Source organism: Kamptonema animale CS-326 (assembly GCF_028330895.1).
Lineage (GTDB): Bacteria > Cyanobacteriota > Cyanobacteriia > Cyanobacteriales > Microcoleaceae > Kamptonema > Kamptonema formosum.
In genome coordinates this window covers 1-16,162 of the sequence record NZ_JAQMUA010000493.1, presented here as the reverse complement: position 1 = coordinate 16,162, position 16,162 = coordinate 1, and the positions used below count along the sequence as shown (strand labels likewise).

17 protein-coding genes are annotated in these 16,162 nt (G+C 41.2%); 12 read left to right on the top strand and 5 right to left on the bottom strand.

The annotated features are described in order from the left end of the window. Nucleotides 1-59 precede the first annotated feature (59 nt). Complete coding sequence (gene fmdA / locus PN499_RS29050) at nucleotides 60-1,235, bottom strand: formamidase (protein ID WP_272037080.1); 1,176 nt, start codon at nucleotides 1,233-1,235, stop codon at nucleotides 60-62. 458 nt (nucleotides 1,236-1,693) lie between these two features. Between fmdA and PN499_RS29045 the strand changes: the two genes are divergently transcribed. From PN499_RS29045 to ureC, 7 genes are all read left to right on the top strand, one after another. Next, nucleotides 1,694-2,605: an urease accessory protein UreD gene (locus PN499_RS29045; protein WP_272037078.1), complete on the top strand. Its 912-nt coding sequence runs from the start codon at nucleotides 1,694-1,696 to the stop codon at nucleotides 2,603-2,605. Nucleotides 2,606-2,694: 89 nt separating this feature from the next. Then, nucleotides 2,695-3,021: a nucleotidyltransferase family protein gene (locus PN499_RS29040; protein ID WP_272037076.1), complete on the top strand. Its 327-nt coding sequence runs from the start codon at nucleotides 2,695-2,697 to the stop codon at nucleotides 3,019-3,021. Further along, nucleotides 3,008-3,349, top strand: coding sequence for a HepT-like ribonuclease domain-containing protein (locus PN499_RS29035; protein ID WP_272037074.1), 342 nt, complete (start codon nucleotides 3,008-3,010; stop codon nucleotides 3,347-3,349). The genes PN499_RS29040 and PN499_RS29035 overlap by 14 nt, the downstream gene beginning before the upstream one ends. A gap of 2 nt (nucleotides 3,350-3,351) precedes the next feature. Then, a complete protein-coding gene (gene ureA, locus PN499_RS29030) occupies nucleotides 3,352-3,654 on the top strand; it encodes an urease subunit gamma (RefSeq protein ID WP_007352921.1) in 303 nt (100 codons plus the stop codon). Between the two features lie 22 nt (nucleotides 3,655-3,676). Further along, nucleotides 3,677-3,988: an urease subunit beta gene (locus PN499_RS29025; RefSeq protein ID WP_272037071.1), complete on the top strand. Its 312-nt coding sequence runs from the start codon at nucleotides 3,677-3,679 to the stop codon at nucleotides 3,986-3,988. 48 nt (nucleotides 3,989-4,036) lie between these two features. Continuing rightward, nucleotides 4,037-5,050, top strand: coding sequence for a PDDEXK family nuclease (locus tag PN499_RS29020; protein ID WP_272037070.1), 1,014 nt, complete (start codon nucleotides 4,037-4,039; stop codon nucleotides 5,048-5,050). Continuing rightward, the gene (ureC, locus tag PN499_RS29015; RefSeq protein WP_272037069.1) at nucleotides 5,047-6,768 is read left to right on the top strand and encodes an urease subunit alpha; all 1,722 of its coding nucleotides are present in this window, start codon (nucleotides 5,047-5,049) and stop codon (nucleotides 6,766-6,768) included. Before PN499_RS29020 ends, ureC begins: the two co-directional genes overlap by 4 nt. 145 nt (nucleotides 6,769-6,913) lie before the next feature. Here the strand turns inward: ureC and PN499_RS29010 are convergent, their stop codons facing one another. After that, the gene (locus PN499_RS29010) at nucleotides 6,914-9,664 is read right to left on the bottom strand and encodes a CHAT domain-containing protein (RefSeq protein ID WP_272037068.1); all 2,751 of its coding nucleotides are present in this window, start codon (nucleotides 9,662-9,664) and stop codon (nucleotides 6,914-6,916) included. A gap of 35 nt (nucleotides 9,665-9,699) precedes the next feature. Between PN499_RS29010 and PN499_RS29005 the strand changes: the two genes are divergently transcribed. The 4 genes from PN499_RS29005 (at nucleotide 9,700) to PN499_RS28990 (ending at nucleotide 11,234) form a co-directional block, all read left to right on the top strand. Next, nucleotides 9,700-9,936, top strand: coding sequence for a hypothetical protein (locus PN499_RS29005; protein ID WP_272037067.1), 237 nt, complete (start codon nucleotides 9,700-9,702; stop codon nucleotides 9,934-9,936). A 138-nt stretch (nucleotides 9,937-10,074) separates the two neighbouring features. After that, nucleotides 10,075-10,554 carry a DUF29 domain-containing protein gene (locus tag PN499_RS29000; RefSeq protein ID WP_272037065.1) on the top strand — a complete coding sequence of 160 codons (480 nt, stop codon included), beginning with the start codon at nucleotides 10,075-10,077 and terminating at the stop codon, nucleotides 10,552-10,554. A gap of 51 nt (nucleotides 10,555-10,605) precedes the next feature. Further along, nucleotides 10,606-10,842: a type II toxin-antitoxin system Phd/YefM family antitoxin gene (locus tag PN499_RS28995; protein ID WP_272037063.1), complete on the top strand. Its 237-nt coding sequence runs from the start codon at nucleotides 10,606-10,608 to the stop codon at nucleotides 10,840-10,842. Next, the gene (locus PN499_RS28990; protein WP_272037061.1) at nucleotides 10,839-11,234 is read left to right on the top strand and encodes a type II toxin-antitoxin system VapC family toxin; all 396 of its coding nucleotides are present in this window, start codon (nucleotides 10,839-10,841) and stop codon (nucleotides 11,232-11,234) included. The genes PN499_RS28995 and PN499_RS28990 overlap by 4 nt, the downstream gene beginning before the upstream one ends. A gap of 34 nt (nucleotides 11,235-11,268) precedes the next feature. On the opposite strand, the gene PN499_RS28985 is transcribed toward PN499_RS28990, so the two are convergent. After that, nucleotides 11,269-12,273 carry a hypothetical protein gene (locus tag PN499_RS28985; protein ID WP_272037059.1) on the bottom strand — a complete coding sequence of 335 codons (1,005 nt, stop codon included), beginning with the start codon at nucleotides 12,271-12,273 and terminating at the stop codon, nucleotides 11,269-11,271. Between the two features lie 251 nt (nucleotides 12,274-12,524). On the opposite strand from PN499_RS28985, the gene PN499_RS28980 reads away from it, so the two are divergent. Then, entirely contained in the window at nucleotides 12,525-13,190 is a 666-nt protein-coding gene (locus PN499_RS28980) for a CRISPR-associated protein Cas4 (RefSeq protein WP_272037057.1), read from the top strand. Nucleotides 13,191-13,239: 49 nt separating this feature from the next. Here PN499_RS28980 and PN499_RS28975 read toward each other — a convergent pair whose 3' ends face one another. After that, complete coding sequence (locus PN499_RS28975; RefSeq protein WP_272037055.1) at nucleotides 13,240-14,235, bottom strand: pentapeptide repeat-containing protein; 996 nt, start codon at nucleotides 14,233-14,235, stop codon at nucleotides 13,240-13,242. A gap of 38 nt (nucleotides 14,236-14,273) precedes the next feature. Further along, nucleotides 14,274-15,962 (bottom strand): hypothetical protein, encoded by a 1,689-nt coding sequence (locus PN499_RS28970; protein ID WP_272037053.1) that lies wholly within the window; start codon nucleotides 15,960-15,962, stop codon nucleotides 14,274-14,276. Nucleotides 15,963-16,162 lie beyond the last annotated feature (200 nt).

Below are 16,162 nucleotides of genomic sequence, written 5' to 3'. Positions count from 1 at the left end.
CCTCTGGGCGGTGAATATACCGCCCAGAGGGCGGCGTTACGTTTGCCTTTTGCTACTAATTAAGACGGCAAAATATCCATGTTAAAAATTTCCGTCGGGATAGCAATAGTACAGCAAGCATTAGGAATATCAACTATGCCACTAATTCTACCTTCAACAGGAGCGCAGCTTAACAACAGATATGCTTGTTCGCCAGTAAAGCCAAATTTTTTCAGATATTCTATGGCATTCAAACAAGCCCGCCGATAAGCAACATGGGCATCCATATAATACTGCTGACCCGTAAATTCATCAACAGAAATACCTTCAAAAACTAGGTATTCAGAGTAGCGGGGTTCCACCGGGCCCGGTTTGAAAATGGGGTTGACCATTCCGTATTTTTCCATTCCACCTTTGATGATATCAACGTGGAGGTCAATATAGCCAGACATTTCAATTGCACCGCAGAAGGAAATCTCGCCGTCTCCTTGAGAAAAGTGAATATCTCCCATTGAAAGTTTCGCGCCTTCTACATAAACCGGGAAGTAAATTCTGGAACCTCGCGACAGGTTTTTTATATCACAATTACCGCCGTGTTCGCGTGGGGGAACAGTCCGTGCGGCTTCTGCGGCTACTCTTTCAAATTCCGCACCTTTTAACGATCCTAAAACGGCATTTTGGGGGTTAGGAAGTGCTGCTAAAGGCGGTACTCTATCTGGATTTGTTGCTACCAGTTCGGATTCCCGGCGATTCCATGTATTTAACAATTCTTGTGAAGGAGCACAGCCGATCAAACCGGGATGAGTAATGCCCGCAAATCTGACATTAGGGATGTGTCGCGAACTGGTATAAATCCCCTGCAAATCCCAAATCGCTTTAGCCGCAGTTGGAAAATGTTCGGTTAAGAATCCGCCCCCATTCTCTTTAGCAAAAATCCCTGTGAATCCCCATTCATCTCCTTGTAAAGCACCAATATCGAGGAGATCGACAACAAGAATATCCCCAGGTTGTGCGCCGTTAACGTAAATTGGCCCGCTTAAAACGTGAACTACTGTTAAGTCTACATCGCGAATGTCATTGGGATTATCATCATTTTTAATTTGCCCGTCTGTCCAGTCTTTACATTCGATGCGAAATACGTCACCAGGATTAACAGAAGCTACTGCTGGAATATCTGGATGCCACCGATTATGACCCACTAATTCCTGTTCGGACATTGGTTTAGTCAAGTCAACTTTGAAGAGAACTTGAGGCATAGTCTGCACCCCTTTAGTTAGCTTTAGTTAGTAATTTAGGACTTACGCAGGTCGTCGCAGAAATCGGCTTTTTTAGAGAATCTGTGGGTCACAAGAAGTATTTTCGTAAATAACCCGGTTTCTTTGGTTGGGTGCGTAAGTCCTGTGATTTTTACATTGTAGGGGCATCTTTGCCGATTTTAAAGCTGATGAATGTAACTTTTTTTACAAAATAAGTTTAATTATAAATAAGATTGTTTGAGATAATGATTATCATTACACAAGTATAAATGTAAATTGCCTAGTAGGAGCGCGTTTGCCTGAAGGAGCGATGTCTCGCAGCTATCTTTATATACTCATTGCTGCTAGTATTAATACTAATCGCAATCCTTGCGATCCTGGGTAAATAAATTTTCTAATTGCGATCGAGGAGTTGTGCTATATTTTCGATCGTAGCTATTTTAAACCTCTAATAATTGATGACTGAAATTTTGGCTGGACAAGCTGCTAATAAATTTGTCAAGGGATGGCACGGCAATCTTGATTTAGTCTATGGGCATCGCAATGGTGCAACTCAAATTATTCGCAATCAAGTACAAGCGCCGTTAAAGGTACAGCGTCCCTTTTATCCTGAAGGGCAAGAGGTTTGTCACAGCGTAATTTTGCATACGGCGGGAGGAGTTGTGGGAGGGGATAGCCTTTCGATGAATTTCCAGTTAGAAGCGGATGCTAAAACTTTAATAACTACCGCCGCCGCTGGTAAGATTTATCGCAGTAGTGGTTCAGAAGCTAGACAAACTATTGAAATAAAGCTGGCTGCAAATGCTAATTTAGAATGGTTGCCGCAGGAAACAATTGTATTTGCTGGGGCGATTTACCGCCAAGATTTGCGGGTAGAATTAGAGCTAGGAGCAAGCTTGTTGCTGTGGGAAATTACGCGATTTGGGCGCACTGCTAGGGGGGAAAGATTTGTGTCGGGAGAGTGGCGATCGCACGTTGAAGTCTGGCAGCAAGGTCGTCCTCTGTGGATTGACAGGCAATTACTCAAGGGTGAAGAAATGCTGGAAAGCGAGCATGGCTTAGGGGGACAGCCTGTAGCGGCCAGCCTTGCCTGGGTAGGGCAACCCGTGACTGCGGAGATTGTGGAAAAAGCGCGTAGGCTTAGCCAGTCGCAGGCATCGCTTTGGCAAAATACTCGCCTTGACGATAAGGGTAATGGTGCAAAAATTCAACCTTCCGCAGGGGTTACGCGCCTGACAAATGGCTTATTGTGCCGATATCGCGGTTCATCAACTGCTGAGGCGAGAAGTTGGTTTATCGCGGTTTGGCAATTGCTGCGGCTGGAGGTGCGCGATCGCCCTGTTTGTTTGCCAAGAGTATGGCCAAGTTAGCATTATGTTTTTAGATTCTGGCACAAGGTTTAATTAATGTCAAGAACTAGATGATATAATATCATCAGATAATTATTGATTACAACAATATGCAAATAGTATCTCAAGAAAAATACCAGCAACTTCCGATTAAGATTAGTGAGGATAAGATCGCTGATTTTTGCCAGAGAAACCACATTAGTAAACTATCACTTTTTGGCTCAGTTTTGCGGAGTGATTTTAGAGCAGATAGTGATGTTGATGTGCTGGTAGAATTTATACCGGGACACAAAATAGGCTTAAGGATAGTAACTATGGAAATAGAACTAACAGAAATGTTAGGACGTAAAGTGGATTTGCGAACCCCAGAAGAGTTAAGCCACTATTTTCGCCAAAAAGTTGTTGATTCAGCAGAGGTAATATATGTTTATAGATAATGATACTCGTCTGCGTCATATCCTAGACGCGGCAAGAGAAGCTGTCTTATTTGCTCAAGACAAAACTAGGAGTGACCTCAATACAAACCGGATGCTAACCCTATCTCTGGTAAAATGTATTGAAATTGTTGGTGAAGCTGCTGCTAATATTACAAGAGAGCGTCAAGACGAACTCCCGCAAATTCCATGGCCGCAAATCATCGGTATGAGAAATCGTCTGATTCATGCTTACTTTGAGGTCAATTTGGATATTGTTTGGGATGTAGTCACTGACAATTTACCGCCGTTAATAACCGAACTTGAGAAAATAATTCCCTCGGAGCAATAAAGATGCAACTAACACCACAAGAAAAAGACAAATTACTGATTTTCACCGCTGCTTTACTAGCAGAGCGACGGAAGGAAAGAGGTGTAAAATTGAACTATCCAGAAGCGATCGCCTATATTTCTGCCGCCATTTTAGAAGGTGCAAGAGATGGTCGCACTGTCGCAGATTTAATGAGTTATGGTACAACTCTTTTAACGCGGGAAGATGTGATGGAAGGCATTGCAGAAATGGTACATGAAGTACAAGTTGAAGCCACATTTCCCGATGGCACAAAACTGGTGACAGTCCACGATCCAATTCGATAATAAATATAAACGGAGCTTGATTATGATTCCCGGTGAAATGATTGTTGCAAATGGGGAAGTTGAACTGAATGCAGATCGTTCAGTTGTGCGGTTGCTAGTGGCAAATACAGGCGATCGTCCCATCCAAATTGGTTCTCACTATCATTTTTTTGAGGTGAATGAAGCTTTGGAATTCGATCGAGATTCGGCTAAAGGAATGCGTTTAGATATTCCCGCTGGGACAGCAGTTAGATTTGAACCGGGAGACGAGCGAGAAGTTAATTTATTACCTTTTGCTGGCAGTCGTCAAGTTTATGGATTTAATGGTAAAATTAACGGTCAATTAGATGGATGAGACTTCTGCGAATTTCAAAATAAATGATTAGTAGGAGTATAATACGGTATGCCCGATCGAATTAGACTGTGGGAAATATCAAAGGATCAATTGAATGAAATTACTCAATCTAAATTAGACTTAGAATCTCGTTTAGAAACCTGGCTCGATCATGATATCTCAATCCTAGCAGACGATCTCTTAGTAATCGGCAGGCAAGTGATTACTGATTATGGTGGAAAACTTGACCTTTTATGTATAGATAGAAACGGAGATTTAGTCATTGTTGAGTTAAAGAAAGATAAAACAGCAAGAGAAGTAACAGCACAAGCCTTGGATTATGCCTCATGGGTCAAGGATTTGTCAAACGAGAGAGTTACAGAAATTGCCAATGGTTATTTAATTACTAAAAATGGTAGTAACTTAGAAAATGCTTTCCGTGATAAATTTAGCTCAGAATTACCCGATCTTTTGAATGCTCAACACAATATTATAATTGTAGCTGCACAGATAGATAGTAGTTCTGAACGGATTATTCAATACTTATCAGAAACTTATGGTGTGAGAATTAATGTCGCCACATTCCAGTATTTTCGTGAGTCTAGTGGTAGGGAGTTGTTAGCCAGAAAATTTTTGATTGATGCTGAAAGAAAGCCAAATACAGGAGGAGGCAAAAGGAATTCTAACTTAACCCTGAACCAATTAGCTGAAATAGCAGATAGTAATGAAATTGGTGGACTGTATAGATTGCTTTACAACGGACTTATACCAAAGGTATTTTGGATCAATACAACACAAAAAGGTCTTGCATTGAAAGGGGCTGTTCAAAATAGCCAAGTCATCTTAAATCTCTTGCTAACTGAAAGCACACCTAACGATGGTCTGAAATTTAAGGTGTATACACATCGACTTTCAGACTATTTGAACATTGATGTAGAAAAGTTAGTTCCTCTGTTACCTAACTATAAACAAATATCGCAAGATGATCGGTCTGGTGCAGTTGCCGAAGGATTCTTTAAAACAGAAGAACAGGTCAACAAGTTTGTGGCAAAATTAAATGAAGTAAGGAGTGCATTAAAATGAGTTACAGAATGGATCGCCGCGCCTACGCAGAAACCTTTGGCCCAACAACAGGCGATCGCGTCCGCCTAGCTGACACAGAATTATTCATTGAAGTCGAACAAGACCTCACCACCTACGGTGATGAAGTCAAGTTTGGCGGCGGTAAAGTCATCAGGGATGGCATGGGACAATCCCCCATTTCTAATGCTGACGGAGCCGTTGACACCGTAATTACTAATGCTTTAATATTAGATTGGTGGGGAATTGTTAAAGCAGATATTGGCATTAAAAATGGCAAAATTGACAAAATTGGTAAAGCCGGAAACCCCTACATTCAAGATAACGTAGATATTATTATCGGCCCCGGCACAGAAGTTATTGCTGGCGAAGGCATGATTCTCACTGCGGGGGGAATTGACAGCCACATTCACTTTATTTGTCCCCAACAAATTGAAGTAGCGATCGCATCAGGAATTACCACCATGATCGGCGGCGGTACTGGCCCCGCAACAGGCACAAATGCCACCACTTGCACCCCCGGCCCTTGGCACATTTACCGAATGCTACAAGCTGCCGATGCTTTCCCCATGAATCTCGGATTTTTAGGTAAAGGAAATAGCAGTCAACCCCAAGGATTAATTGAACAAATTAATGCCGGTGCAATGGGTTTAAAATTGCACGAAGATTGGGGAACTACACCCGCCACAATTGACACCTGTTTAAGTGTTGCTGACGAGTACGACGTACAAGTAGCAATTCACACTGATACTCTCAATGAAGCGGGATTTGTCGAGGCGACAATTGCTGCTTTTAAAAATCGGGCAATTCATACTTATCACACCGAAGGTGCAGGCGGCGGACACGCACCTGATATTATTAAAGTCTGCGGTCAAGCTAATGTTTTACCCTCTTCAACTAATCCCACTCGTCCCTACACAGTCAACACATTGGAAGAACATTTAGATATGTTGATGGTGTGTCACCACTTAGATCGAGGCATTCCTGAAGATGTGGCTTTTGCTGAATCAAGAATTAGAAGAGAAACCATTGCTGCTGAGGATATTTTACACGATTTAGGTGCTTTTAGCATGATTTCTTCCGATTCTCAGGCGATGGGAAGAGTCGGGGAAGTAATTATTCGCACTTGGCAAACAGCGCACAAAATGAAAGTGCAACGAGGATATTTACCATCTCTTAATGACGAACAACAGGGGTTAGCGGATAATTTTCGGGCTAAGCGATATATTGCCAAATATACGATTAATCCCGCTATTACTCACGGTATTTCTCAATATGTGGGTTCTGTGGAAGAGGGGAAATTAGCAGATTTGTGTTTGTGGCGGCCGGCATTTTTTGGTGTGAAACCAGAAATTGTAATTAAGGGAGGTGCGATCGCATATTCCCAAATGGGAGATGCTAATGCTAGTATTCCCACACCTCAACCCGTGCATTCTCGGCCCATGTTTGGCAGTTTTGGCGGTGCTCTAGCCGCAACTTCTTTTACTTTTGTTTCCCAAGCTGGTATAGAAAATGATATCGCTAAGCAGTTAGGTTTGCAAAAGCAAACTTTAGCTGTTTCGGGGACGCGACAAATCACGAAAAGAGATATGAAACTGAATGATGCTTTGCCTCAAATGGAGGTAGATTCAGAAACTTATGAGGTGAGGGCCGATGGGGAATTATTAACTTGTGAACCAGCAACGGTTTTGCCAATGGCACAGAGATACTTTTTGTTTTGATGGGTGGTTGTTATTAATTCCTCGCGAATGGAATTCGCGGCTACACAAACTTTCGTCCGCCTGCGCGGACTATAGAGTTTCAACCCGCGCAGGCGGGTTTCGTGTGTGTAGACGCGGTTTCAACCGCCTTGTCTTGGCATTGATATTATGCTAAACCCTGCGATACAAACCCGGCCCAATAATAGGGACTGATAAAGGGCAATTCTTGCCGACTAAGTAAGCCTAAGCGCAACCGCACATTATTGAGAGTTCCTCTTGCATTTTGCCCCGTTTCTTTCTGCTTAAAATAATCCTCTAATTGCCCTTTATACTTAGCAGATAATTCCTTTCCTGTCAAGTTACGGAGCTTAAATTGTGCTTTTCGCAGCGCTTCTGAACGGCTACAATCCTGCTTTTCCTGATAATATAAAATGGAAAATAAAGCCGTTGCTAAATCATCAACTTTCCACAAGGTACTGACTACATTTCGCGCCCCCGCACAGAGGAAACCGCTGGCAATACTGAGGGGATCGTCAGTAATTTGAGTAGAGGTTAAATTAGTTTCGCAGCAGGCGAGGAACACTTCGGCTAAGTCTTTAAATCTCCAGGTAAAAACACGACTGAGGTTGATTTCGCCGTCGCATAAATACAGTTTTGATTCCAGGGAATCATTCAGATCGGAACTGGCATGATGACTGGAATGGAGAACTTGCACTCGATCGAGTAATTTTTGATAATTGCTGATAGTTGCTTGCTGGTATTGGAGGCGGTAATTTTTATCAACGTTGTGCATAGTTGCCAGGGTTTCGCACTCGTAACCGGTAAATATGAGGTCGCCAGTGGCATTTTCCACGATTCCCATTGTGGCAGGTTTAAGGTTGCCTCGCTGGTGGCAAAAGTTGAGAATTTGGCAACTGGGAACGATGCGAAGGCGGAATTTATCGCTGAGATATTCGGGTTGTTTTTGGGGTGGGGTTTTGGTAGGGGTGATTGTGGGTTTGCTGAGAGGTTTTAAGCCGCGTGTTTGGTCGGAATTTGTATCACTTTGGGGAATAGAAATCTCGGTTAATGGTAAAGCAGCAAAGGGGATTTGATGCAGGTACAGGTGAGGGATGATAATCAGTTCTTTGATGCCGTTGAGATATTGTTCAATCAGTCGATTAATTTGCAGGCGGTTAGCGAGTTTGTGGAGAAATTTACCCATTTGATTTGGCCATGCGGGTTTGTTTTCTTTATAAGGTTTTAACCAGTTGTTGAATAGCCAATTTTGCAAAGTTTCAATTCCTTGACCTTCGCAGGTATAGAGTTGGGTTGGTTGATTTTGCCGCAAGATGAAAATGTGGGTATGTTCATCAGTGGTGTAAAAATTGAGGATGGCGGTTTCGGCATCAGGAATTAAGGCTTGCATATCCTTAAAACTGAGTGGATCTGGTTGCAATTGACCCGCCAAAACTTCATCTTTACTGCGAATTTTTAGCCAAGCTTTTTGTTTTTCTGCTTCAATCTTTTTGATGATTGCGTCGTCATTGGGGGTTGGTTGGCGAGTAGTGCCGAGTGCTTTTGTACCGTCATTTTCAGAGAAACGCAAACGGTTACTTTGTTGTTGCAGGCGATAGTATTCTTCGACTTCGGGGGGAATTTCGCCTTGGGGGTAGAGGTCTTTGCTGGCGAATAAGTCCGCGAGGTGGCGGGAACGGGAACGGTCTGCGGTTTCGACGGCTTTATCGTATTGTTTGAGGTTGATGTAGCATTGGACGGCGTTGGCGTAAACGGAGATGGCTTCTGCAATGATTTCTTGGCGGCGTTTGTCGGTGGTTGAACCTTTGCGGAGTTGTTCGACTGCTTTTATGGCGGGTTCGTATCCTTCTAAGGCGAGTTGCCAGTCGCCTTGGGTAAAGCCTATATCACCGAGGTTGCGTCCTGCTTTGAAGCATTCGGCTGGCATGGTTATGGTGGTTTCGGTTTTGGTAATTTTCAGGCAGTCTCGGTAGTTCTTTATAGCTTTATCTGGTTGTTGCAACTTGTCGTATGCGTTTGCTAAACTTGCCAAAGAAGTAGCTTCCCCAAGGCGGTCTTTGATTTGCCGCTTAATCGCTAAAGACTTTTTTTGAACAGTGATCGCTTGTTTGTATTTTCCCAGGAAGTAGTCAATAGCAGCTAGATTTCCCAGACAAGTAGCTTCCCCAAGGCGATTTTTGATTTTCCGACAAATGACTAAGGACTTTTTTTGAAAGCTGAGTGCTTGTTCGTATTCTCCTAGAAAACAGTACGCATTTCCTAAATTTCCTAGAGAGTTTGCTTCCCCAGAGAGGTCTTTAATTTTACGTTTAATCGTTAAAGACTGCTTTTGAAAGGCGATCGCTTGTTTGTATTCCTCCAAATAAAAGTAAACAATACCTAAATTTCCTAGAGCATACGCTTCTACTTTGCGGTCTTTGATTTCCCGACTAATAACTAAAGACTTTTCGTAAAAAGTAATCGCTCGTTCATATTCTCCCAGAGTTCGGTAGGCATTACCTAAATTCCCCAGAGAATTTGCTTCCCCTTTGCGGTCGTGAATGGCTTGATAAATTATAAGACACTCTTCCCAGCACTGAAGAGCCACAAGAAAGTGACTAATGCAAAATTGCCTCATTCCCCAAGCTAATACAATATCGGCTATCTTTTTTCTAATTAAAGTGGGTTGCTGGTCACTACCGAAAAATTCCGTCACTTGCAAGGCATGGTTAGTTAAAACAAGAGCCATATCTTGGTTGCCAGCATCATCAAATTGTTTAGCAACTGCAATTATTTCTTGCCTAAGTCCAGGGTCAATTAACTGGAAATATTGGTTTAAGATTTGCGCTTCTTCTCCATTGGAGCATTCAAGCAGTTTTGGTATCAATTGATAATAGGCAGCAATTCGTTGTTGGTTCATTATTGTTTTTTTACTGATCAATCAATTAATAAAGTATGATTAAAAACAGAGTAAAATTGAAAGAGGAAATCATGAAGTCAGAGTATGACTTTTCCCAAGCAGAGCAAGGCAAATTTTATCATCCTGATGCTACATTTCATTATCCCATTTATCTCGAACCAGATGTCGAGGATTTTGTGAATAAAATTGCTGAACATAAAAAGATTGAGGTTCAAGTTTTGGTCAATGAATGGCTGAGAAATAACATTAAGTTAATTCAAAGTATTGAGTAGTTTAGAAACCGGGTTTCTTAGTCAACTCTAGGTGAGTCTGCCTAAATTATAACAAAAACCCGGTTTCTTAACCCTATCTAGCGATAAATTATCGAATATGTTACACTTATGTAGATAAGAGAAAGGGAGTCAAACAAAATGACAACTATCCAATCAATGACAACTGCAATAACATCCCTTTATGAACAGGATTTTTATCTGTGGTTACAGACAACTATTAACTTATTAAAAGAGGGGAAATTTGCCGAAATAGATTTAGAGAACTTACTAGAGGAACTGGAAAGTATGGGGAGAAACGATAAAAATGCTTTAAAAAGTAATTTGAGGGTACTTTTAATGCACTTACTCAAATATAAATATCAGCCGGAAAAACAAACAAATAGTTGGCATTACACCATTATAGAACATCGGATACGCCTCGAAGATACTTTCAAAACCAGTCCGAGTTTATATCGTTTTTTTGAAGAGATTTTTAATGAATCTTATCAAAATGCTAGGAAACTAGCCGCAGGTGAAACAGGTTTATCTATTGAGATATTTCCCCCAGAGTCTCCCTTTACAGTCGAAGAAGTTCTTAATCCTGATTTTTTACCGACTGAGAATGATATAATCATATAGTAGCTGCATTTTCAAAACAATGAAAAGATAAAATCATAGCAAGTTGAAAGTATGAAATATCTAAACATACAGGAAACCGATGTCTCACTAACAGCAATTGTTGATGAAATTGCTGCTACCCAGTCTGAACTTGTCATTACCCGCAATGGTTTGCCAGTCGTTCGTATTATTCCTTATCCGATTTCTGATTTGCCTAAAAAACATTATCCATTGCGGGGAATGCCAATTACAATTGCCGCCGATTTTGATGAACCAATGTCTGAACTTTGGGATGCTTTGGGAGAATGATTTTACTCGATACTCATATTTGGTTATGGCTACTTCACGATCCCAGTCAATTGTCTGAAACTGCACGTATGGCAATTGATACTGAAGAAGCTCACAATGGTTTGTTAGTATCTGCGATTTCGGTTTGGGAAATTGCGGTTAAATCTAGTATTGGTAAATTGATACTACCTTTACCGATAGATGAATGGTACAAGTTAGCATCCACTCATTCTGGTATTGTGATTGAACCGCTATCTCCACTCGATGCGATCGCGAGTACATCCTTACCTGAGACTTTCCATAAAGATCCCGCAGACAGAATTTTAGTCGCGATTGCGAGACGATACGACATTCCCTTAGTCACTTGTGATGCCAAAATTTTGAATTATCCCCATATACGGACTATCTGGTAGTGAGTGAGAAACTGGGTTTCTAGGCTGCGGTTTCTCATTCCACCACCTCAAAACTTTGATAAAAAAGATGGCAATTCTCTTGCTGTTCGAGTTTGTCAAATAACTCTTTAAAGCGCGATCCTGTACATTCGGGTAAAGAATCATCGTCACGGGGAACCAACCAATCTAAATTTAAAGGCTTCTCCAGTGCAATTGCCAAAAATTCTTCTTTACCTAGTACCTCAAAAGTAAACCATTCCTGATTCTCATCAGCCCAAGAATCCTTTTGAGGCAACAAAATCGGCGGTTTATCTATCAACCCCTTGGGTGCAAAACTCAAAGACGGACAAAGTAAATATTGCCCCTCAGCACTGCGATTAAACAAAAGTAATTGATAGTTAGGATATGCCAAATCTACCATCATCGAAAGTGGCTCATTCACGGGAATTGTGGACGGAACTTTCTGGGCAGAAGCAGGTGGCGATTGCCGCTTAGGAGTTCTTGTTTTAGATGCTATTTCTTGTGCTGGTATAAACTGTATCCAGGGGCAATCAGACTTAGCTTTGTTTTGCAAAATTTCCCAGCTATTAGCCTCAAGCCACCGCAGATATTTGTGACTCCATAGCCAATGATAAACAACTTCCCAAGAACCTCTTTCTCCTGGTTCTCTATTCAGTAAACTATCAACATCTACCCCATCGGCTCTCATTTCCGCTTCATATAGCCCTTTGATGGCTGGTTTAATTGGTTTTTTTGTTTCTTTCTCTGATTTAATTGTTTTTTTTGTTTCTTTCTCTGAGATGTCTTCTTTTTTCAATCGCCCTACCATTCGACTCACAATATTTTGCACTGTTGTTCCGATTGAAATTACGTATTTTCCACCGCCAAGAAGAGGATCTTTTGGCATTAAATTTTCGGCAATTTCTTTGTGTTTAATTGCGACTGGGCGATTTTTATCGAACCGCAGGGGGAAAAATAATTGCTCTCTATCATTAAACCCTGGCTGCGTTTTCAATTCGGCTGCAATGTCGTTAAGAAACTTTACTTGTTCAGGAGTCATCGGGATACCTCTGGCGATTCAGTAGGGGAGAAACCTGGTTTATAAAACCTCTATTTCAATCTAGCACATCCCTATCAGAAATAAAAGCACTAAAACCATAAAACTATTTCAACTATTTCGACTATTTCAACTAAATAAACTAGACAAACTAGCTCGCCATAAAAACAACTATGTCAAGGGTCTTGCCAACTATATCAACTTTTTTATAGTGAAAGTATGAATCTTTAATCTTAACCAAAAGGAAGTTGATTATGAAAATGCCTCCGCTAACAAATATGCCAACACAAGCCCAAAAAAGACGAAATCTCTACGCCACTGTAACTGGACTTGCCCAACTTTTAGCAAACGAAAAAGATTGCCCACACGCATTATGGAAAACAACTCACCATCAATTTAAAAAACAACCGAGTACCTTTGACCCCTCAGAACATGAGGAAAAGCTAATTCAACGAGCATTACAACTGCAAAATGAAGACTTCACCGTGTATGTTGAAAATCAAAACTCCTTCAAATATCAAGGTCAAACCTTTGATATCTGCGTTGCCGGCAGACCTGATATTATTGCTATCAAAGATGATTGGGCAGTTGTTGAAGATATCAAAACGGGCAAACCAAAAGATTCCCATAAAATGCAAATGCTTCTCTATATGTCAATGTTGCCTTTTGCAACTGAAACTAAACATCTGTTTAAAGGTCATATTCCGCACGGCCGCTTAGTTGAGCGAGATCGCATTTTAGATATTCCTAAATGGTGCGTTACTGAGCAATTTAGACAGCGTTTACAACAGTTAATTGCTATGCTTTGTAATTCTCAACCTCCCCAACCAAAACCTAGCGATTGGGAATGTCGCTATTGCAAAGTTCCCTCTGCCTACTGTTCCGCAAAAATCGGCAAAGGAAGTGATTTATCTGCATAATATACGCTGAACCTAAAATAAACTGACTTACTCTTCCTTCTTCCTTGCATTAATCGTGAATCTCCCCATTAGGCATAGTTGCACCGCGCAATTGTACGCCCATTAAATTAGCAGTGCTTAAATCTGCTCTCGTAAGATTTGCACGGTTCAATATCGCATCGCGTAAGTCTGTCTTAGCCATGTAAGCATCAGTTAAATCAGCCTCATTCAAATTAGCCTGACTCAAATTAGCTCTACTCAGATCCGCCCTTATTAAGTTAGTCCTACTGAGGTCAGCCTCACTCAAATTAGCCTTATGAAGTTTAGCATCAGGTAAGAACGCACCGTGTAATTTTACACCAGCCATTTCTGCATCTATTAATACTGCTCTCTCCATTTTGGCATTAGTCATGATGGCGCGAGAGAGATTTGCTTGAGTTAAATTGGCTTCAGTTAGAAATGCACCTTCTAGGACTGCATTACTGAGATTTACCTGACTTAAATTAGCTTCGCGGAGTACAGTTTCACTGAGGTTAGCACCAGTAAGATCGGCTTTACTCAAATCGGCATTAGTTAGGTTTACACCCCGCAAATCTGCATCTCGCAGATTTGCACCTCGCAAATTTACAGCCTCAAAAACTCGCCTTTCGTATCGTAAATTTGCCCCTCGCAAACACGCACCGCGTAAGTCTGCACCCTGTAAATTGACTCCCCGCATATCAGCATCAGTTAAGTTTGCATCGAGCAAAATTGCCAAAGATATGTTAGCTTTGCGAAAGTCTGCGCCTTGTAAACTAGCACCGTGTAAGTCTGCATCCGCGAGATTGGCGCTGCTCAAATTTGCCTGATTTAAATTAGCACCACATAGCTTTGCGTTAATTAAATTTGCACGCTGAAAATTAATTCGGCTTAAGTATGCCATCATTAGGTTTGCACCATGAAGGTCTGCACCGCTCAAATTAACGCCAATTAAGTCCGCACCACTCAGGTGTACTCCTCTGAGATTTATACCTTTAAAATCTAATTCTCCTGCTGTATATCTCCTCAAAAGTTCGCCAGGATTCATAATTAATGATTGTTATTTTTTGGGAAAATGTGATTTTTTCAAGTGTTGGGATTAAGAACTTCTTGAGTCCAAGCGACGGACTTATTCCCTGATTGACGGCCATGAACTTTAACATGAGTGATCGATTTTGATTTCAAACTTGCCAGCTTATTCTGTACAAATTTGGCTGTTACTTCTTTATTTGGTACTTGGGCAGATTCGAGAAGTATATGAAAGCAACCGTCTCTTAAAAGCGCTATAGCATTAATGCCTTTTGGCTGTAGAAATTGATTCAGTAAAACTGCGATCGCTTTGGGGTTGCCCTGCCTTGCTAGTTCCACAAGTCTTTGCTGATTTATCTTACCATGATTTGAGTTTTGCGGCTCTTTTTCAGAAGAATTAGGATTAGGAGTATGAAGATTAAGGCGCTGTCTTTCTGCTGACTCTAATTGACTCAAAATTTGCATTAATTTAGAAGTGAATCCCTCAACATTGCCAATAAAATCTCTAAGTGCTTTATATTTTTGAACTAATTGTTCCTCTGTATTTTCGTGGGCAACTTGTCTATCTAAGGCAACTTCTAACTCACTAAGTGTCCTTTCTACTGTAGTCATTACAATATTACTACTTTCAGTAACTAATGCTTGAATCTCTTCTTCTAACTCCAATTTTTGTTTAATGGAGTCGGTAATATTGAGGGCCGCCGCTGCACTGTGAGGGGAATCTTCATCACTTTCTACTGATTCAGAAACGTGATAGGTTGTTAGGGGCGGTGGGCTTAATTCACAAGTGGCATCGGGATCGCTTGTTTGGGTATCGTCTCCCGGAGAAAAGATTGTATGGGCTGGCCATAGTTGACTTGCTTGGGGATTATAATAAAAATTGCCCGCAGCAGCTTGACCCATCATTGTAATCTCGCCGTCCTCAAAATAACCGACATCGTTAGTCAGTGTGGTTTCTTGAAAAATGTTATTCATTAAGTGGGTATCTTCATATCCTCGATCGTTAATACTTTCATCGGGATCTGGTTCTTGTTTTTCCTGTACATAACAATTTGTCATAGCTTGGATAATGACGCTGGCAGCTTGGGCATTTTCATCAGAATTATCGAGTTTGTTGGCGGTTCTGTATAATTGAGATTCGAGTTCTGTAAGGGTGGGACAAGCATTAAGGAGTTGGCGCAGTAAGTGGTCTAGTTCTTGTGTTTTCAACAGCGACCAATCTCGCTCGCTGAAACTAAATTCATGGTAAAGTGTAGAAAAAATTAGAATTTTGGCGCGAAGAGGGTTTGTCTGTTGTAGAATTTTCTGCCGGACATCAAATAGATAGCCGGGATTTTCGAGTTGTTCTTCTTCTGTTTCTGTTGGCTGGGGAGAATTTAAAGGCTCTACAAAATATGTGGGGACTTGAAAGGCGAAAGAGTTGGATAGGGTGGTTTCAACTTCTGTGTCTTCTTCTGTGTATAATCTGGTGATTTGAGTGATAATTGTAGTCGCGATCAAAGCATATTCTGTCTTTTTATTGACTTTGGAAACAATACTATTTAAGACAGCTTCAATATCTTCTACTTGACTATATTTGATACATAAGTTGCGGATGATTTCACGCAGATCGGTACGTTCGAGGACGCTTGAATCGTTTTCCCAGATCTCTTTGCAGGCAAACAGTATTAATCTTTTGATGCGCTGGGCGTTAACATCATTTTCGAGTATGCTAACAACTTCATCTAAAATAGATAAAGCGTTCATGGTTGCCTCCTGGGAAAATGCACGGGTAAGAATAGGCACTAAATTATAAGATTATAGCAGGTTTTCCTCGATAACAAGGGAGTAGAGGTACATGGAGGCTTAAATGCAGGGGTACGGAGGACAATTCTGCGTGTCACCCCTTAATTGTTACACTGGCTGTGTAAGTGGTAAGGAGAAGGAAGAAGGAAGAAGGAAGAGGG

Excerpts from the sequence above, each read along its gene's own strand:
- PN499_RS29010 (WP_272037068.1), bottom strand. The coding sequence starts at position 9,664 with ATGAACCAACAACGAATTGCTGCCTATTATCAATTGATACCAAAACTG.
- PN499_RS28995 (WP_272037063.1), top strand. The coding sequence starts at position 10,606 with ATGAAATATCTAAACATACAGGAAACCGATGTCTCACTAACAGCAATT.
- PN499_RS29005 (WP_272037067.1), top strand. The coding sequence starts at position 9,700 with ATGATTAAAAACAGAGTAAAATTGAAAGAGGAAATCATGAAGTCAGAG.
- ureA (WP_007352921.1), top strand. The coding sequence starts at position 3,352 with ATGCAACTAACACCACAAGAAAAAGACAAATTACTGATTTTCACCGCT.
- PN499_RS28970 (WP_272037053.1), bottom strand. The coding sequence starts at position 15,962 with ATGAACGCTTTATCTATTTTAGATGAAGTTGTTAGCATACTCGAAAAT.
- fmdA (WP_272037080.1), bottom strand. The coding sequence starts at position 1,235 with ATGCCTCAAGTTCTCTTCAAAGTTGACTTGACTAAACCAATGTCCGAA.
- PN499_RS29040 (WP_272037076.1), top strand. The coding sequence starts at position 2,695 with ATGCAAATAGTATCTCAAGAAAAATACCAGCAACTTCCGATTAAGATT.
- ureC (WP_272037069.1), top strand. The coding sequence starts at position 5,047 with ATGAGTTACAGAATGGATCGCCGCGCCTACGCAGAAACCTTTGGCCCA.
- PN499_RS29045 (WP_272037078.1), top strand. The coding sequence starts at position 1,694 with ATGACTGAAATTTTGGCTGGACAAGCTGCTAATAAATTTGTCAAGGGA.
- PN499_RS29000 (WP_272037065.1), top strand. The coding sequence starts at position 10,075 with ATGACAACTATCCAATCAATGACAACTGCAATAACATCCCTTTATGAA.
- PN499_RS29020 (WP_272037070.1), top strand. The coding sequence starts at position 4,037 with ATGCCCGATCGAATTAGACTGTGGGAAATATCAAAGGATCAATTGAAT.
- PN499_RS28985 (WP_272037059.1), bottom strand. The coding sequence starts at position 12,273 with ATGACTCCTGAACAAGTAAAGTTTCTTAACGACATTGCAGCCGAATTG.
- PN499_RS28990 (WP_272037061.1), top strand. The coding sequence starts at position 10,839 with ATGATTTTACTCGATACTCATATTTGGTTATGGCTACTTCACGATCCC.
- PN499_RS29035 (WP_272037074.1), top strand. The coding sequence starts at position 3,008 with ATGTTTATAGATAATGATACTCGTCTGCGTCATATCCTAGACGCGGCA.
- PN499_RS28975 (WP_272037055.1), bottom strand. The coding sequence starts at position 14,235 with ATGAATCCTGGCGAACTTTTGAGGAGATATACAGCAGGAGAATTAGAT.
- PN499_RS29025 (WP_272037071.1), top strand. The coding sequence starts at position 3,677 with ATGATTCCCGGTGAAATGATTGTTGCAAATGGGGAAGTTGAACTGAAT.
- PN499_RS28980 (WP_272037057.1), top strand. The coding sequence starts at position 12,525 with ATGAAAATGCCTCCGCTAACAAATATGCCAACACAAGCCCAAAAAAGA.